The 16,328-nt window shown below is 71.9% G+C and carries 15 protein-coding genes; 3 read left to right on the top strand and 12 right to left on the bottom strand.

Annotated elements, in window-relative coordinates; genetic code table 11:
- Nucleotides 1-172: 172 nt before the first annotated feature.
- From cobT to ABZ930_RS11365, 7 genes are all read right to left on the bottom strand, one after another.
- Entirely contained in the window at nt 173-3,331 is a 3,159-nt protein-coding gene (gene cobT, locus ABZ930_RS11395) for a nicotinate-nucleotide--dimethylbenzimidazole phosphoribosyltransferase (RefSeq protein ID WP_361545196.1), read from the bottom strand.
- A gap of 355 nt (nt 3,332-3,686) precedes the next feature.
- On the bottom strand, nt 3,687-4,913 hold the full coding sequence (cbiE, locus tag ABZ930_RS11390) for a precorrin-6y C5,15-methyltransferase (decarboxylating) subunit CbiE (RefSeq protein ID WP_361545193.1): 1,227 nt from the start codon (nt 4,911-4,913) through the stop codon (nt 3,687-3,689).
- A gap of 175 nt (nt 4,914-5,088) precedes the next feature.
- Nucleotides 5,089-5,727: a GNAT family N-acetyltransferase gene (locus ABZ930_RS11385; protein ID WP_361545190.1), complete on the bottom strand. Its 639-nt coding sequence runs from the start codon at nt 5,725-5,727 to the stop codon at nt 5,089-5,091.
- 206 nt (nt 5,728-5,933) lie between these two features.
- On the bottom strand, nt 5,934-6,764 hold the full coding sequence (locus ABZ930_RS11380) for a MetQ/NlpA family ABC transporter substrate-binding protein (RefSeq protein WP_361545187.1): 831 nt from the start codon (nt 6,762-6,764) through the stop codon (nt 5,934-5,936).
- 66 nt (nt 6,765-6,830) lie between these two features.
- On the bottom strand, nt 6,831-7,583 hold the full coding sequence (locus ABZ930_RS11375; RefSeq protein WP_361545184.1) for a methionine ABC transporter permease: 753 nt from the start codon (nt 7,581-7,583) through the stop codon (nt 6,831-6,833).
- A complete protein-coding gene (locus tag ABZ930_RS11370) occupies nt 7,580-8,635 on the bottom strand; it encodes an ATP-binding cassette domain-containing protein (protein ID WP_361545358.1) in 1,056 nt (351 codons plus the stop codon). Before ABZ930_RS11370 ends, ABZ930_RS11375 begins: the two co-directional genes overlap by 4 nt.
- Nucleotides 8,636-9,060: 425 nt before the next feature.
- Nucleotides 9,061-9,711: an HAD-IA family hydrolase gene (locus tag ABZ930_RS11365; protein WP_361545181.1), complete on the bottom strand. Its 651-nt coding sequence runs from the start codon at nt 9,709-9,711 to the stop codon at nt 9,061-9,063.
- 71 nt (nt 9,712-9,782) lie between these two features.
- On the opposite strand from ABZ930_RS11365, the gene ABZ930_RS11360 reads away from it, so the two are divergent.
- Nucleotides 9,783-10,142, top strand: a complete 360-nt coding sequence (locus ABZ930_RS11360; protein WP_111665730.1) for a hypothetical protein — start codon at nt 9,783-9,785, stop codon at nt 10,140-10,142.
- Between the two features lies 1 nt (nt 10,143).
- The gene (locus ABZ930_RS11355) at nt 10,144-10,617 is read left to right on the top strand and encodes a hypothetical protein (RefSeq protein ID WP_361545178.1); all 474 of its coding nucleotides are present in this window, start codon (nt 10,144-10,146) and stop codon (nt 10,615-10,617) included.
- Between the two features lie 43 nt (nt 10,618-10,660).
- On the opposite strand, the gene ABZ930_RS11350 is transcribed toward ABZ930_RS11355, so the two are convergent.
- The 3 genes from ABZ930_RS11350 to ABZ930_RS11340 all read right to left on the bottom strand — a co-directional run bounded on the left by ABZ930_RS11350 (nt 10,661) and on the right by ABZ930_RS11340 (nt 12,995).
- Nucleotides 10,661-11,161 (bottom strand): GNAT family N-acetyltransferase, encoded by a 501-nt coding sequence (locus tag ABZ930_RS11350; protein ID WP_361545175.1) that lies wholly within the window; start codon nt 11,159-11,161, stop codon nt 10,661-10,663.
- Between the two features lie 39 nt (nt 11,162-11,200).
- Nucleotides 11,201-11,728 carry a sigma-70 family RNA polymerase sigma factor gene (locus ABZ930_RS11345; RefSeq protein ID WP_361545172.1) on the bottom strand — a complete coding sequence of 176 codons (528 nt, stop codon included), beginning with the start codon at nt 11,726-11,728 and terminating at the stop codon, nt 11,201-11,203.
- A 73-nt stretch (nt 11,729-11,801) separates the two neighbouring features.
- Entirely contained in the window at nt 11,802-12,995 is a 1,194-nt protein-coding gene (locus ABZ930_RS11340; RefSeq protein WP_361545169.1) for a glycerophosphodiester phosphodiesterase, read from the bottom strand.
- Between the two features lie 351 nt (nt 12,996-13,346).
- On the opposite strand from ABZ930_RS11340, the gene ABZ930_RS11335 reads away from it, so the two are divergent.
- On the top strand, nt 13,347-13,967 hold the full coding sequence (locus ABZ930_RS11335; protein WP_361545167.1) for a lysophospholipid acyltransferase family protein: 621 nt from the start codon (nt 13,347-13,349) through the stop codon (nt 13,965-13,967).
- Between the two features lie 175 nt (nt 13,968-14,142).
- On the opposite strand, the gene ABZ930_RS11330 is transcribed toward ABZ930_RS11335, so the two are convergent.
- Together ABZ930_RS11330 and ABZ930_RS11325 are read right to left on the bottom strand one after the other, a co-directional pair.
- The gene (locus tag ABZ930_RS11330) at nt 14,143-15,672 is read right to left on the bottom strand and encodes an MFS transporter (RefSeq protein ID WP_361545164.1); all 1,530 of its coding nucleotides are present in this window, start codon (nt 15,670-15,672) and stop codon (nt 14,143-14,145) included.
- Nucleotides 15,669-16,220, bottom strand: a complete 552-nt coding sequence (locus tag ABZ930_RS11325; RefSeq protein ID WP_361545162.1) for a helix-turn-helix domain-containing protein — start codon at nt 16,218-16,220, stop codon at nt 15,669-15,671. Before ABZ930_RS11325 ends, ABZ930_RS11330 begins: the two co-directional genes overlap by 4 nt.
- Between the last annotated feature and the right edge of the window lie 108 nt (nt 16,221-16,328).

Here is a 16,328-nt window from a genome sequence, read left to right as displayed (position 1 = left end):
GGCTCGGGGGCTGCGACGTTGGAGCCCTGTGACGTGCAGATTCTGATGAGGCCAGCTTATGCCGAGGCCTTCTGGACAGTCACCCGGCACCGTTAGGGCTGTGCCCACCCGTTCCGCCGGGCGGAACGCCTGCCCGCAGCGCTGGGAGGGCAGGCGTTCCTGTTGAGCGTGGCTACTTCTCGGTGACGCCCGCCGAGTCGAACGTCGCCACCTCGTGCATCGCGCGGGCCGCGCTCTGCACGATCGGCAGGGCCAGCAGGGCGCCGGTGCCCTCGCCGAGGCGGAGGTCGAGGTCGACCAGAGGGCGCAGGCCCAGCTTGTTCAGGGCCGCGACGTGGCCGGGCTCGGCGCTGCGGTGGCCAGCGATGCAGGCGGCGAGCACCTCGGGGGCGATGGCGCGGGCGACCAGGGCGGCCGCGCCGGCGCTGACGCCGTCGAGGATGACCGGCGTACGCAGCGAGGCACCGCCGAGGAGCAGGCCGACCAGGGCCGCGTGCTCCAGGCCGCCGACCGCCGCGAGGACGCCGATCGGGTCCGCCGGGTCGGGCCGGTGCACGTCGAGGGCGCGGCGCACGACCTCGATCTTGCGGGCGTGCGTCTCGTCGTTGATGCCGGTGCCGCGACCGGTGACGTCGGCGGGGTCGACCTCGGTGTAGACCGAGATCAGCGCGGCCGACGCGGTCGTGTTCGCGATGCCCATCTCACCGGTGAGCAGCGCCTTGTTGCCCGCCGCGACCAGGTCGCGGGCCGTCTCGATGCCGACCTCGATGGCGGCCTTGACCTCTTCGCGGGTCAGGGCGGGACCGGTCGTCATGTCGGCGGTGCCGGCCCGCACCTTGCGGGGCAACAGGCCGGGCGTGGCCGGGAGTTCGCTGGCGACGCCGACGTCGATGACGCAGACCTCGGCGCCGACCTGGTTCGCGAACGCGTTGCAGACCGCGCCGCCGCCCAGGAAGTTCGCGACCATCTGGCCGGTGACCTCCTGCGGCCACGGGGTGACGCCCTGGGCGTGCACGCCGTGGTCGCCCGCGAAGATCGCGACCGCCGCGGGCTCCGGGACCGGGGGCGGGCACATCCGGGACAGGCCGGACAGCTGCGCGGAGATGATCTCCAGCATGCCGAGCGCCCCGGCGGGCTTCGTCATGCGCTTCTGCCGCTCCCAGGCCTCGCCGAGCGCCTTGGCGTCCAGCGGGCGGATGTTGGAGACGGTCTCCGCGAGCAGGTCGTGCGGGTCCTCGCCGGGCAGGGCGCGACGCCCGTACGTCTCCTCGTGCACGACCCAGGACAGCGGGCGGCGCTTGGACCAGCCCGCCTGCATCAGCTCGGGCTCCTCCGGGAACTCGTCGACGTAGCCGACGCAGAGGTAGGCGACGACCTCGAGGTGGTCGGGCAGGCCGAGCGTGCGGACCATCTCGCGCTCGTCGAAGAACGAGACCCAGCCGACGCCCAGGCCCTCGGCGCGGGCGGCGAGCCACAGGTTCTCGACCGCGAGCGCGGAGGAGTACGGGGCCATCTGCGGCTGGGTGTGCCGGCCGAGGGTGTGGCGGCCGCCGCGCGTCGGGTCGGCGGTGACCACGATGTTCACCGGGGTGTCGAGGATGGCCTCGATCTTCAGTTCCTTGAACTGCTTCGCGCGGCCCTTGGGCAGGGACTTCGCGTACGCGTCCTTCTGCCGCATGGCCAGTTCGTGCATCGTGCGCCGGGTCTCGGCGGAGCGGATGACGACGAAGTCCCAGGGCTGGGAGTGGCCGACGGACGGCGCCGTGTGGGCGGCCTCCAGGACGCGGAGCAGCACCTCGTGCGGGATGGGGTCGCCGCGGAAGCCGTTGCGGATGTCGCGGCGCTCGCGCATCACGCGGAGCACGGCCTCGCGCTCGGCGTCGTCGTAGCCGGGCGCCGCGGTGCCGACCGGCTCCGGCTCGACCGCCTCCGGCACGGGCTCCGTCTCGGGTGCGGGCTGCGCCTCCTGGACGGGCTGTACGTCCTGGACCGGCTCCGGGGCGACCTCGATCAGCTCCGGCTCGTCGTCGGCGACGGGCTCCTGCGCCATGACCGGCTCGGGTGCCTCGGCCTGCTCGGGGGCCGGGGCCGCAGCGGGGCCGCCGTCCCGCGGGGCGGGCACCGAGGCCGCGACCTCGATCGGCTCGGGCTGCTCCTCGGCGACCTGCGGGGCGACCGGCACCTCGGCGGGCGCCTGCTCCTCGGCCTCGGGCTGCTGGAGGGGCTGCGGCTGCTGGAGCTGCTCGGCCGGTACGGAGGCCGGTGCGAGCGGCGCCTCGGGCTGCGGCTCGGGCTCAAGCTCCGGCGCGGCCATCGGCTCGGGGGCGGGCTGCTGCGGCTGCTCGGCGACCGGTTCCAGCGGCTCCGCCTGCGCCACCGGCTCGGCGGGCTGCGGGAGCTGCTCCGCCTCGGCGGCCGGCTCGGGCAGGTCGATCTGCTCGGGCTGGGCGGCGGCCGGCTCGGGCGCCTGCTCGGCGACGGGCTCCGGCATCGGCGGGACCGTCATGGCGTGCGGCGGCGTCGGGGCCAGGTGCGGGGTCGTGGGGACGAAGCCCTCGACGGGCACGAACTGGCCGAGCGGCTGCTGTGCGGCCTCCTGCGGCACGCCGTACGGGTCCGGGTGGCCGGGCTGCTCGGCCTGGCCGGCGTAGGCGCCGACCGGGGCGGGCTCGGCGACCGGCGCGAACTGCGCCGCGGCGGCCGGATCCTGCGGGACGGCGTACGCCTCCGGAACGACCGTTTCTGCGGGGATCTGCGGCATTTCGAACCCCGGCTGCGGCTGTGCGTCCGCGGGCTCCCACGGCGCGGCACCCTGCGGCGGGATGTCGAGGTACTCGGGGCCCGTGGTGGGCGGACCCGACTGGCGTACGGGCATCGGACTGGCCGGGGTCTGCTGCGCGGGGCCGCGGTCGGCGAGCGAGCGCACGGTGCCGCCGGTCTCGGGCATGGGCGGGCCCATGTGCAGCGGACGGCGGGCGGGGCCCTGGTTCACCGCGCCGACGGCGGCCGGCTGGTTCTGCAGGTGCATGCCGCCCATGTCGTGGTGTCCGCTGTCGCGGCCGGCCATCTCGTGCGGGCCGGGCTCGTGCGGCTGGGGGGCGCCGGGCGCCGGGGCGTAGTTCTGCTGCGGGGCGGGCGCCGGGATCTGGCCGTCGTACGGCTGGCCCCACGCGCCCTGGGAGCCCGGCATCAGGAGGAGTTCGTCGTCCTCGGCGGTGACTTCGGCGGGATCGAGGTAGGTGTATGCACCCGGGGCGGGAACGCCCGGCTGCTCCACCGCGCCTGCGTTCTCCGGCAGCCCCTCGCCCGGAACCTGACCGGTGTCGGTCATGCCTACCCCTCGCCCATCGATGAGAACTTGCCGGCCGCCCCGGGCCCGTGGCCCGGTGAGCAACCCCCTTGACCGGAGCGGCGCGTCAACCGCCCGTCATGGTGAACGAGCGTGCGCGCCGCGCGGCACGAACCGCCCCGGACAACAGGCATTGTCCCGGTCGGACCGCGACCACGGTACGTAGATCAACCATGGCCTTCTGTGGACTGCGCCACGTTGCGCGTCCTCCGGTCGGCGCCGTACCACAGAACGCTCCAAAGCTGGCGCGCTTTCCGGACATTGACCGACGAATTGTCGGACGCCCCGGTGCGGTACAACGATCGGCCAGCCTACAGCGCGTACTGGGCCGTCAGGGTCACGGGTGGCGGTCCGGGAGGCGTCCGGACAGGAGGAATCCCACAGTCCGCTCCTTCTCGTTCCAGACACGTGTGTCCAGTTCGACGGATTGCAGGAGGGCGCACTCGACGTCGTATCCGTGCTCCGTCAGGTCCCTGCCGATGAGTTCGGCCTGATCGCGTGTCGCGGCGTGCGCGACGATCCGCGCGGGACGGCGGTCGGCGACCGCGGCGACGACCGCCGCTCCCCCGGCGCCGACCCGGACGACGTCGGGCTCGGGCAGGTCCTCCAGGGCGTGCGGGGCGGTGCCGTGCACGATCTGCGCCTGGACGTTGAAGCGGCGGACGGCCGCCAGGGTGCGGGCGCAGGCGTCCGCGTCTCGGTCCACGGCGATGACGGCGGCGCCGAACCGGGCGGCCTCCGCGGTGAACGCGCCGCTGCCGCAGCCGATGTCCCACACCAGGTCGCCGGTCCGCGGCCCCAGCCGGGCGAGTTGGGCCGCGCGCAGTTGTTCGGTCTCGCCCTCCCCGAAGGGGCCGGCGTACTCGGCGGCGGGCAGCGCCCAGCCGCGCGGGGCGGCGGCCGCGTCCCGCGACTCGCCGCCGGCGAGCCAGCCGCCGTTCTCCGGGGACGGGCCGGTGACCGTGCCGCCGGCGACGATCACGACGTTGGGGTCGCGCCAGGTGTGGTCGGCGGCCTTGTCCGAGGTGACGACGGTGACCTGCTCGCGGTCGGTGCCCAGTTCCTCGCAGATGACGAAGGTGCGGTGGACGCCTTCGAGGAGGAGGCCGAGTTCGGCGGGGCCCGCGCCGGGCGAGGTGAGGACCGCCACCTTGGTGTGGGCCCGGCACACGTTCACCGCCCGCCGCAGGGTGCGGCGGTGGGCGACGACCACCTGGGCGTCGTCCCACGGCATACCGGCCCGCGCGAAGGCCTGGGCGACGGAGGAGACGGCGGGGACGACCTCGACCTCCAGGCCGTACTCGGGGGCGCGCAGGGTGCGCACGACGCCGAAGAAGCCGGGGTCGCCGTCCGCGAGGACGACGGCGGTGCCGCGGTGCCCCGTGATCCGGCGGGCGGCGAGGGAGACGCTGCCGAGGCGGATGCGCTCGGCGCGCTCGGGCAGTTCGGGCAGCGACAGGTGGTGGGCGGCGCCGGCCACGAGGGTGGCCGCGCCGAGTGCGGAACGGGCTGCCGCGGTCAGGGGCGAGCCGTCCCAGCCGATCACCGTGACCCGGTCGGCCATCGTTGTCAGTCTCCAGGAAGGGTGCGGATGCGTACGCGAGGGGGAGCCGCCGATGGGCAGGGCCGGGCGGGGCACCGTGAGCGTACCTGCTGGGTCCGGCCACTGCCTGTGCGCAGGTTCCGGTCGGGGCCGCTTCCCGTCGGGACTCTCCCTTCCGGACCGCTTCCCGCTCGGGTCAGTTCCAGTCGGAGAACGCGGTGAAACCGCCGGCCTCGGCGAGTTGCTCGGTGACTCCCTCGATGTCCTCGGGGAGCAGGCTCCACACGATGAAGTCGGTACGGACGTCGGCCCAGGTGCCGTCCTCGGTGCGGGTGCGCGCTATGCAGGCGCCCCGCAGCACGCCCTCACTGATGCAGCCGATCTTCTGGGCGACCTGCTGGGAGGCGGTGTTGTCGGCGGCGGTGCGCAGTTCGATGCGCTCCATGCCCTGGTCGCGGAAGAGCCACTGGGCGGTGGCGAGCGCGGCCTCGGAGGCGTAGCCCTCGCCGCGGGCCCAGGGGGCGACGATGTACGACATCTCGGTGGAGCGGACGTGCCAGTTGGTCTTGGTGAGCTGGATGACGCCGACCAGGCGCTGGGTCAGGAACTCGGTGACGGCCAGGTCGAGTCCGGTGCCGGCCGCGCGCTCGCGCGGGGCGTACTCCCTGATCCAGGTCCGCGCGCCGTCCTCGGTGAAGGGCTGCGGCACCGACGTCCAGGCGGCGACCAGTTCGTCGTTCATCATCTCGGCCAGGGCGGGGACGTCGTCCTCGTCGAACGGACGCAGCACCAAGCGCTCCGTGCTGATGGAGATCTCGGGGAAGGTGTTCGTCATGGGCCGCTCCGTAACCTTCGTGGCCGCCTGTCGTCCCTCGTGCCGGCCGGGGGTGAAGTGCCCAGCATGCAGCATGCAGGCACGTAACTGCACATGGGGGCCGCCCCTGTTGCCGGGAACGGCCCCCATGAAGGGTGTGCCTGCGGGGCGTACGGCCCGCGTGTCGTCCTGTTTCCGACGGAGGATCGGAAACAGGATCAGAAGGATCAGAAGGAGGGGAGCACCGAGCCCTTGTACTTGTCCTCGATGAACTTCTTCACCTCGGGCGAGGTGAGCAGCTTGGCGAGCTTCTTCACGCGGGGGTCGCTCTCGTTGCCCTCCTTGACCGCGAGGACGTTGTTGTACTTGTTGTTCTTCGCCGACTCCAGGACGAGGGCGTCCTTGGCCGGGTTGAGGTCGGCGCCGATGGCGTAGTTGCCGTTGATCACCGCGGCGTCGACGTCCTGGAGGGAGCGCGGGGTCTGGGCCGCCTCGACCTCCTTGAAGGTCAGGTCCTTCGGGTTCTTCGCGATGTCCTGGGGGGTCGCGGTGGCCTCGGAGCCGCTCTTGAGGGTGATGATCCCGTTGGCGGCGAGGAAGCGCAGGGCGCGGCTCTCGTTGTCGGCGTCGTTCGGGACGGCGATGGTGCCGCCCTTCTTGAGGTCGCCGACCTTCGTGGCCTTCTCGGAGTAGAGGCCGAGCGGCTCCAGGTGGACGGTGGCGACCGACTTCAGGTGCGTGCCGTTCTTCTTGTTGAAGTCCTCGAGGTACGGCACGGTCTGGAAGTAGTTGGCGTCGACCGAACCGTCCTCGGTGGCGTTGTTCGGCTGGACGTAGTCCGTGAACTCCTTGACCTCGAGGTTGAGGCCGGCCTTCTTCGCGAGGTTCTTCTTGATGTAGTCGAGAACCTCGGCGTGCGGGACGGGAGTCGCGGCGACGACCAGCGGGTCGGACGCCTTGGCCTTGGTGTCGCCCTTGTCGGAGCCGCAGGCGGTCAGGCCCAGGGTGAGGGCGCCGGTGGCGAGGACAGCAGCGGTGATCTTGGTGGTGTTACGCACGAAAAGTGCCTTTCTCCATGGTGGTGCAACCCGCCGGGTGGGGCGGGGAGACGAGGGGTGGGCGGGTCAGCGGGTCTTGGCCGGGGCGGCCTCGGCGCCGGCCGGGCCCGCGGGCAGGAAGCCGCCGAGCACGCGGAAGCGGAGCGGTTCGCCGCCCTTGCCCGCACGGCGGTGCAGGGCGCGGGCCGCGCTGTCGCCGGCGAACTGGATGATGGCGATGGCGACCGCGAGGACGGCCACGATGATCCACATCAGGGTCGTCTCGAAGCGCTGGTAGCCGTAGCGGATGGCGAGGTCGCCGAGACCGCCCGCGCCGACCGTGCCGGCCATCGCGGAGTAGCCGATGATGGCGACGATCGTGGTCGTGGTCGCCGAGATCAGCGACGGCAGCGACTCGGGCACGAGGACCCGGCGGACGACGGTCCAGGTGTTGCCGCCCATCGACTGCACGGCCTCGACGAGCCCGCCGTCGACCTCCCGTACGGACGTCTCGACGAGCCGCGCGAAGAACGGGATGGCGCCGATGGCGAGCGGCACGATGGCGGCCTCGCGGCCGATGGTGGTGCCGACGATCCAGCGGGTGAAGCTCATGAGAGCGACCATCAGGATCAGGAAGGGCATCGAGCGGACGATGTTCACGATCTGCCCGATGACCTTGTTGGCGAAGGCGTTCTGCAGCAGTCCGCCGCGGTCCGTGAGGACGAGCAGGATGCCGAGCGGCAGGCCGACGACGACGGCGATCAGCGCGGACCAGCCGACCATGTAGAGGGTGTCCCAACACGCCTGGGACAACAGCGGCTGCATCTCCGACCAGGTCACTCGGACACACCTTCCTTCAGCAGTACGGACGCGGCGGCGTCTCGGGGCGCGCTCTCGACGACGTCGACCTGGAGGCCCTGCTCGCGCAGGAAGCCGATGGGGACGACGTTGTCCTCGTAGCGGCCGGGCAGTTCGATGCGCATCCGGCCGACCTGCTTGCCGGCGACGGTGTCCATCGCGGCGCCCAGGATCGAGATGTCGATGTTGTAGGTGCGCGCGAGCTGCGAGACGACCGGCTGGGTCGTCGACTCCCCGTGGAAGGTGACGTCGATGACGGTGCGGTCGGCGCCGGACGCGTCGCCGCTGACGGGGAAGAGCGCGGCGGCGAGCTCGGAGCCCGGCGTCGCGAGGAGTTCGCTCACGGTGCCGGACTCGACGACCTGCCCCTGCTTCATCAGGGCGGCGGAGTCGCAGACGGTCTTGACGACGTCCATCTCGTGCGTGATGAGCAGGACGGTCAGGCCGAGCTGCCGGTTGAGGTCGCGCAGGAGCTGGAGGATCGAGCGGGTGGTCTCCGGGTCGAGGGCGCTGGTGGCCTCGTCGGATAGCAGCACCTTCGGGTCGCCGGCCAGCGCGCGGGCGATGCCGACGCGCTGCTTCTGGCCGCCGGAGAGCTGCGCCGGGTAGGACTTCGCCTTGTCGGCGAGACCGACCAGGTCGAGGAGCTCCAACGCCTTGGAGGAACGTTCCTTCCCCGACTTGCCGAGGATTTCGAGGGGCAGCTCGATGTTGTCCTGGACGGTGCGCGAGGACAGCAGGTTGAAGTGCTGGAAGACCATGCCGATGCGGCTGCGCGCCTCGCGCAGTTCCCGGCCGGCGCGCGGACCGCGCCCGGCGAGCGCGGTGAGGTCCTGGCCGGCCACCGTCACGGTGCCGGAGGTGGGGCGCTCCAGGAGGTTCACGCAGCGGATCAGCGAGGACTTGCCGGCGCCGGACTGGCCGATGACGCCGTACACCTCGCCTTCGCGCACGTGCAGATCGACGCCGTCGAGGGCGGTGACCTCTCGGCCGCGCGAGCGGTAGACCTTGGTGAGGCCCTGGGTGGTGATCACGTGGATGTCCGTCACTGTCGAGTGCGCGGCACGGGTGGCGCCGGGCACGGGGCATTCATTCGGAACTGGGGAGTTTCCGGGCGCGCGACAGGTTCTCGCGCCGGCACGGGGCCGGCTCTGGAGTCCGTACGGAGAAGCTGTGCGCGGGGCAGGCCCGGTCACGTAGGCGAACTGTTTCTCCCTGCGGAGTCACTCCCTACGGAACAGGGCGCGCGGGTCTCGCTTCGGGGCGCGAGATCAGGCGGTGGGGGCCCTCAGAAGGCGCACATTCGACACATACAACGAGCACCGGGCGTCATGGTCGCCTCGGTCGCAAGGGTGCGGCTGCTCGTCGTGGTCATGCGGGCAAGTAAAGCAGACGTGAGGGTCCGCCCGACCCGCACTGTCCGAATAGCGGACAGTGCTGGATGGCGGCCCGGGGCCCCTCAGGGCTCCGCGACGACCTCCACGCCCGCCTCCGTGGCCAGTGCTGACACGGCCGACAGGTCCTTCACCACGACGTCCGCGGAGAGTTCGGCGGCCGCGTGCGTTGTGGTCAAGGCCACGGTCCTCATGCCGCCCGCGCGGCCCGCGGCCAGTCCGGCCGGGGCGTCCTCGAAGACGACGCAGCGCGCCGGGTCCGCGCCCAGCTTCCCGGCGGCGAGCAGGAACGGCTCGGGGTCGGGCTTGCCGCGCGTGATGTCGTCGGCGGCGACGATCAGCGGCGGGGTGATGCCGACGGCCGCGAGCCGGGCCGCGGCGAGCCGGCGGGTGGCGGAGGTGACGACGGCCCAGCGCCCCTCGGGCAGCGAGCCGAGGAGCTCCCGCACGCCGGGCAGCAGCCGCGTGCCGCCGTTCGGCACGTCCTCGACCTCCAGCTCCTCGATGCGGGCGACGGCCCCGGCGACCCGCTCGGCGGGCAGCAGGTCGGCGACGATCTCGGCGGCGGGGCGGCCGTGCAGCTCGATGGCCGCGAACTCCTCGGCGGTGATGCCGTACTCCTGCGCCCACCGGGTCCAGCAGCGGTACACGGACTCCAGCGAGGAGACGAGGGTTCCGTCGTTGTCGAAGAGGAGGGCGTCCGCGGTGATCTTCATACGTCGAGCGTACGGGCGGTCGGGCGGGGGCGCGGGCGGCGGGTCATTTCGGCCGTAATAGGCTCTCGGCCATGCTTGATGCCCTGACCCTGGTGACGGGTCTCGCCGCGCTCGCGCTCGCGGCCTGGTGCGGCTTCGCCGCCTCTCGCGACCAGCCCACCAAGGACTGGCACTTCATCGGCATGGCCGTGGTGTCGGTGCTGGCGCTGGTGCAGCTGGTGGTCGGGATCGTCCAGCTCGCGCGCGGCGAGAAGCCGGACCAGGGCACGACGATCTTCGTCGCGTATCTGATCGGGGCGTTCGCGTGCGTCCCGGCGGCGGGGTTCATGTCACTGGCGGAGCGGACCCGGTGGGGGTCGGTGACCGTCGCGGCGGGCGGTGTGGTGCTCGCCGTACTCGAAGTACGGCTCTACGACATCTGGGGAGGATGAGGTGGCTGTGGCCTCTTCGGAGAAGGCGTCCGCGAAGCGGGAGCAGAAGCAGCGGCGACGGTTGATCAGCGGGCCCGGCATCCTGCTGGTGTGGCTCTACGGGGTCATGGTCGTCGGGGCCGTGTCGCGCTCCGCGGTGCAGATCTCCACCGACTTCGGCAAGGCGCCGCTCGCGTACACGCTGTCCGCGGTGGCGGGGGTCGTGTACGGGTTCATCACGTACTCGCTGGTGCGCGGCGGGGACCGGGCGCGGCGGGCCGCGTTCGCGTGCTGCGCGCTGGAGCTGGCCGGGGTGCTGATCGTCGGCGTGTGGACGCTGGTGGAGCCGTCGGCGTTCCCGGACGCGACCGTGTGGTCGGACTTCGGGATGGGCTACCTCTTCATTCCCGTGATCCTGCCGGTGACCGCCATGTACTGGCTGCGCAAGGGCGTGCTCCAGCACGGGGCGGCCAAGGACGGGACCGCGCGGGCCTGAGGCGTTCACGGGGTGCGGCCGGGGCGGGGCCCCGGCCGTCCGGTCAGACCCCGGTGAGGGTCGGCGCCGCGGTCTCCTTCGCCAGGGTCACCAGGGTCAGGCGCTCGTCGACCTTCTCCGTGGTGACCGGGGCGTAGCCGTGCCTGCGGTACAGGCGCAGGTTGTGGTCGCTGCGGTGGCCCGTGAAGAGCTCGAAGCGCTTGGTCGTCCCCGCCGTGACCAGCTGGGCCTCTATGGCGGCGAGGAGCCGGCCGCCGAGGCCGTGGCGGCGCAGTCGCGGATGGACGATGAGCTTGCCGATGTGCGCCGTGCCGTCCGCGTCGGTGGTGCCGCGTACGGACGCCACCACTTCGTCGCCGAGCCGGGCCACCAGGACGGTGCCGCCCGCCAGTTCCCCGCGGAGCGACTCCAGGGACTGTGTGAGCGGTTCGATCGAGTAGTCCCCGTAGAGCTGTGCCTCGCTCTGGTAGCAGAGGTACTGCAGTTTCAGGATCTGTTCGGCATCCGCTTCGGTCGCCGCAGAGATGGTCACGCTCATGCCCATGTGTGCATGCCTCCCGCTCACCTGTCCGCCGTGTGTCCCTCAGCCTTTTCCCCAGTGGGCCCGCGGCGCAACCTCGGCGGCCATGATTCTGCGCAGGCAACCCAGACATCTGGAGCGTTCCGGCCCAAGACTGCCCTGTGAGATACCCAACTCGCCCGCGATCTCCCGGTACGTGAGGTCGTCCGGGGACAGCAGGGCGCCGATGAGGCGGGGGCAGCGTCCGGGCAGTCGGCGCACGGCCGCGCGCAGGGTCCGCGCCCGCTCCCGGTCGAGCGCGCGGCGTTCGGGGTCCGACGTGTGAGGGTCGGCGGCGGGCTCGGCGGCGCCGGACCGTTCGGCCGGACCGGTGCGGCGCAGACGACGGGCCTCGTCGTGGACCGTCCGGGTGAGCCAGGCGGCCGGGTCGGGCGGCGGGCCCTGGGTGGCGAGCCGCTCCAGCAGGCGCAGCCAGACGTCCTGCTCCAGGTCGGCCAGGTCGTCGCGGTCGGCCGCGGCGGGGAGTTCGGCGTGCGCCTCCGCGGCGAGCAGGGGGCGCAGGGCGTCGAGCACCCGGATGTCGTACGTCATGCACGAGGGGACGGGCGGGTCCGGCCGCTGGTTGCCGGACCCGCCCGTGATCACTCCAACCGGCGCTCGCCGGTCAGCCGTTGACGAAGTCCTCGCGGGCGAGGAGGGCGGTGTCGCAGTTGTCCGAGAAGATGCCGTCGATCCCGGTGGCGTAGTACGCCTTGAAGGCGCCGAACGCGTCGCCGTACGCGTTCGGGTCCGTCCCCTTCTTGAAGTCGGCGGGGAGGAAGGTGTTCTCGTTGCGCATCGTGTAGGGGTGCAGGATGAGGCCCGCGGCGTGCGCGTCCTCGACCAGGGTGGTCGGCGCCAGGAGCTTGCCCGAGGCGTCCTTCGGGATGATCAGGTCCAGGGTGGGGCCGATGCCGTTCGCGTACCGGGCGATCTCGGCGAGCCCCTTCGGCGTGATCAGGTCGGCGACGGTGCGCGGGTCTCCGATGTCGACGAAGTCGGCGGGGCGGGAGCCGGCCGTGGAGAGCAGGACGGCCAGCGGGTTGTCGACGAGCTTGTTCAGGCGCTGGATGCTGGTCGGCTCGAAGGACTGGAGGATGACCGGCGAGTTCTTCCGGTGCAGCCCGTGGGCGCGCAGGATCTTGGCGAGCCGCTCCTCCAGGCCGAGGCCGAGCTTGCGGAAGTAGGTGGGGTGCTTGGTCTCGGGGTAGATCCAGACCTCGCGGCCGCGCTTGCGGCTCTGCTCGGCGCGCCAGGCGAGGACCTCCTCGAAGGTGGGGATCTCCCAGCGGCCGTCGTAGAGGGTGTTGCGCTGGCGGTTGCCGGGGATGCGCTCCTTGGCTCTCAGGGTCTTCAGCTCGGCGAGCGTGAAGTCCTCGGTGAACCAGCCGGTCGTCGAGACCCCGTCGATGATCTTGGTGGTCTTGCGGGAGGCGAACTCGGGGTGCGCCGAGACGTCCGTGGTCCCGCCGATTTCCGGCTCGTGACGGCATACGAGGTGGCCGTCCTTGGTCGGGACGATGTCACCGGCCTCGATGACGTGGGCGCCCATGTCGAGCGCCAGCTGGTACGAGCCCAGGGTGTGCTCGGGGCGGTAACCGCTGGCGCCGCGGTGACCGATGACGGTCGGCACGGGCAGGCCCTTGACGCCCTGTCCGGAGTGATTCCCGCCACTGCCGCGGTCCGCGGCGCTCGCCGTGGTGGGCGCCGCGAGGGCTGCGGCGCCGGCGCCGAGCACCGCCGCGCCGAGGAGCGAGCGGCGGCCCACTCCTGCGGTCCCCCGGTTCTCCTGCGCAGACTGTGACTTCTCGTTCCCCATGGAGCACTCCTCCCGACCGGTCGTGCCTTGCACCTGTCAAAGCGGTCCCGATCGTAGGTGGGCGGGAGTGACGAACGGGAGACCTCGTGCGGAACGGCAGGGTGTGGTGAGGTGACTCCTGGGAGTCGTCCGCGCACCACGGGTGCGCGCGGCCAGGTCAACTCTGCGTATCTAGTCGGTGAACCCGATGTGCGACCGGGCCGCAGGCGCGAGTATCGTCCTCACCTGCACAGACCCCCACGGCCTATCCCAGGCCGTGCCCCGACTGAAATCTTGTCAATCTCGACATCGGAGGGCCCGTTGTCCCGCTTCGCGCTCATCAAGGCAGTGCTCGGACCGATCATCCGCCTGATGTTCCGCACCCGCGTGGAAGGCGCCGAGAACATTCCGGGCACCGGCCCCGTCATTCTGGCGGGCAACCATCTGACGTTCATCGACTCGATGATCATGCCGCTCGTCTGCGACCGGCAGGTGTGCTTCATCGGCAAGGACGAGTACGTCACCGGGAAGTCGCTCAAGGGCCGTCTCATGGCCTGGTTCTTCACCGGCGTCGGCATGGTCCCGGTGGACCGGGACGGCGCCAACGGCGGTGTGGCCGCACTGATGACCGGCCGTCGCATCCTGGAAGAGGGCCGGATCTTCGGCATCTACCCGGAGGGGACCCGCTCCCCCGACGGGCGGCTGTACCGCGGCCGTACCGGTATCGCGCGGCTGACGCTGATGACGGGCGCGCCCGTGGTGCCGTTCGCCATGATCGGCACGGACAAGCTGCAGCCGGGCGGGGCGGGGATGCCGCGTCCGGGGCGGGTGACCGTGCGGTTCGGTGAGCCCATGGAGTTCTCGCGGTACGACGGGATGGGGCGCGACCGGTATGTGCTGCGCGCCGTGACGGACTCGGTGATGGCCGAGGTCATGCGGTTGTCCGGGCAGGAGTATGTGGACATGTACGCCACGAAGGCGAAGGCCGCGTAGGCCTTTTGACCGAGCCTGGGGCCCCCGGAGTTGTCCGGGGGCCCCAGGTTTTTCTGTGCCGGGCTGGAGTGCGGGCCCTTGGAAGCGCCTGCCCGGCGCTGGGGGGCCGCCTTGCCCACCCTGCCGCCCTTGGCGGCAGATTGCCCAAGGCGGGGCGGGGCGGGGCAGGGGGCGGTTAGTTCTCCAGGCGTTGGCCTCGGAGCATGAACCAGGCTGCCACCGATGTCGCCAGGAGGACCGCCGCGCCGATTCCGGCCGCCAGCTGGAGGCCGTCGACGAACGCGCCCTGGGCGGAGGTCAGCAGTTCCCGGGCCTGGGCCGTCGGCAGGGCCGAGGCCGATTCGACCGCGCCGCCCAGTGATTCGTGGGCGGCCGACGCCACGTCCTCCGGGGTGCCCGCGGGGGCGGTGAAGCTCGCGTAGACGCCGGTGACGATCGAGCCGAGCAGGGCGATGCCGAGGGCCGCGCCGAGTTCGTACGCCGTCTCGGAGACCGCGGACGCCGAACCCGCCTGCTCCTTGGGGACGCTGGAGAGGATCACGTCGGCCGTCACCGTGAAGGAGAAGCCGGCGCCGACGCCGACGACCAGCAGGACGGTGCCGAGCATCGGATAGCCGGTCGCCGGGCTCAGGGTCGTGAGTGCGGCGAGGGCCAGGCCCACCGCCGCCAGTCCGCCCGCCACCACGACACGTACCGAGAAGCGGCGCGCCACGAACCCGGCGATCAGACCGGCGCCCACCGCGCCCACCGCGGCCGGGAGTTCGGCGAGGCCCGCCTCGAACGGCCGCCTCCCCTGGACCAGTTGGAGGAACTGGGACAGGAAGAAGATCAGGCCCGCGAGGCCCAGGATGGTGAGCAGGTCGGCGAGGACGGCGCCGGAGAAGCCGCGATTGCGGAACAGGCGCATGTCCAGCAGGGGTGAGGCGAGGGTGAGTTGGCGCCGGACGAAGGTGACCAGCGCCGTCACGCCGACGACCGCGGCCGCCGCGACCTCCCAGCTGATGCCGTGCGCCGCCGCCTCCTTGATCGCGTAGACGACACCGATCATGCCGATCAGGGAGAGGCCGACACTGGGCAGGTCCCAGGGGCCCGGAACCGGGTTCTTCGACTCGGGGATGAGCTTCGCGCCGACGACGACCAGGACCGCCATCACGGGAAGGTTGATCAGGAAGACCGAGCCCCACCAGAAGTGCTCGAGCAGGAAGCCGCCGACGACCGGGCCGACCGCCGCGCCCGCCGAGGCCATGGCGCCCCAGATGCCGACGGCGAGCGAGCGCTCGCGCGGGTCGTGGAAGATGTTGCGGATCAGGGCGAGGGTGGACGGCATGAGCGTGGCGCCCGCGACGCCGAGGAGGGCGCGCGCCAGGATCATCAGCTCCGGCGTCGTGGCGTAGGCGTTGAGCACCGAGACCGCGCCGAACGCGACGGCGCCCGTCAGCAGCAGCTTCTTGCGGCCGATGCGGTCGCCGAGGCTGCCCATGGAGACCAGGAGTCCGGCGATGACGAAGGAGTAGACGTCGCCGATCCACAGCAGCTGGGTGCCGGACGGCTTCAGGTCCTCACTGATGTACGGGGTCGCGAGTCCGAGGACCGTCGCGTCCACGGCGACGAGCAGCACGGCGAGCACGAGGACGCAGAGGGCGAGCCATCGGCCGGGGCGCGACACCACCTCCGCCGCGGGGGTGCGCTGGTGTGTGCTGGTCATGGTTCCACTCTCCGTCGTGCGCCGCCGAGCAGCAGCTCAGCGATCATGTATGAGAAGTCCTTGGCCGCGACGCGGCCGTCCTGTACGGCCCAGGCGCCGCTGCCGATGAGGCCGTAGAGCGCCTCGCAGAGCCAGGCCGGTGTCAGGTCGATGCGGAACTCGCCCGCTTCCTGGCCGCGCCGGAACAGCGCCACCATGCGGCCGTCGAGCCGCTCCCAGCCCACGTTCTGCCCCTCGCCCTCGAAGAGCTGGTTCTCCGTGGTGAGGAAGGCGAGCAGCGGGGCCGCGGGCTCCATCTCCCGGATGAGGCGGCGCAGCGCGTCCGCGGCCGGGCCCTCGTCGAGCCGGGCCCGGTCGAGCGCCGTCTCGCACTCCTGGATGCCGAGGCTCTCCAGGGCGCGGACGAGGGCGTCGCGGCCCGCGAAGTGGCGGTGCAGGGTGGCGCGGCTGATGCCGGCGGCCCGGGCCACCTCGTCCATCGTGGCGGTGGACTTGCGGGTGAGCAGGGCCGCGGCGCTGCGCAGTACCTGTTCGCGATCGACTGACATGAGACAAGAGTAAGCCACATGAGACATTGATGTCTCATTATTGAGTGGCGCGATCGATGGCCGTGACTCCGGTGGCCCGTCCGTTCACCCGGTGTTACGACTGACGGG

It is taken from the genome of Streptomyces sp. NPDC046716 (assembly GCF_040645755.1).
In the GTDB taxonomy this organism is placed as follows: domain Bacteria; phylum Actinomycetota; class Actinomycetes; order Streptomycetales; family Streptomycetaceae; genus Streptomyces.
This window is presented reverse-complemented; position numbering and strand designations above follow the sequence as displayed.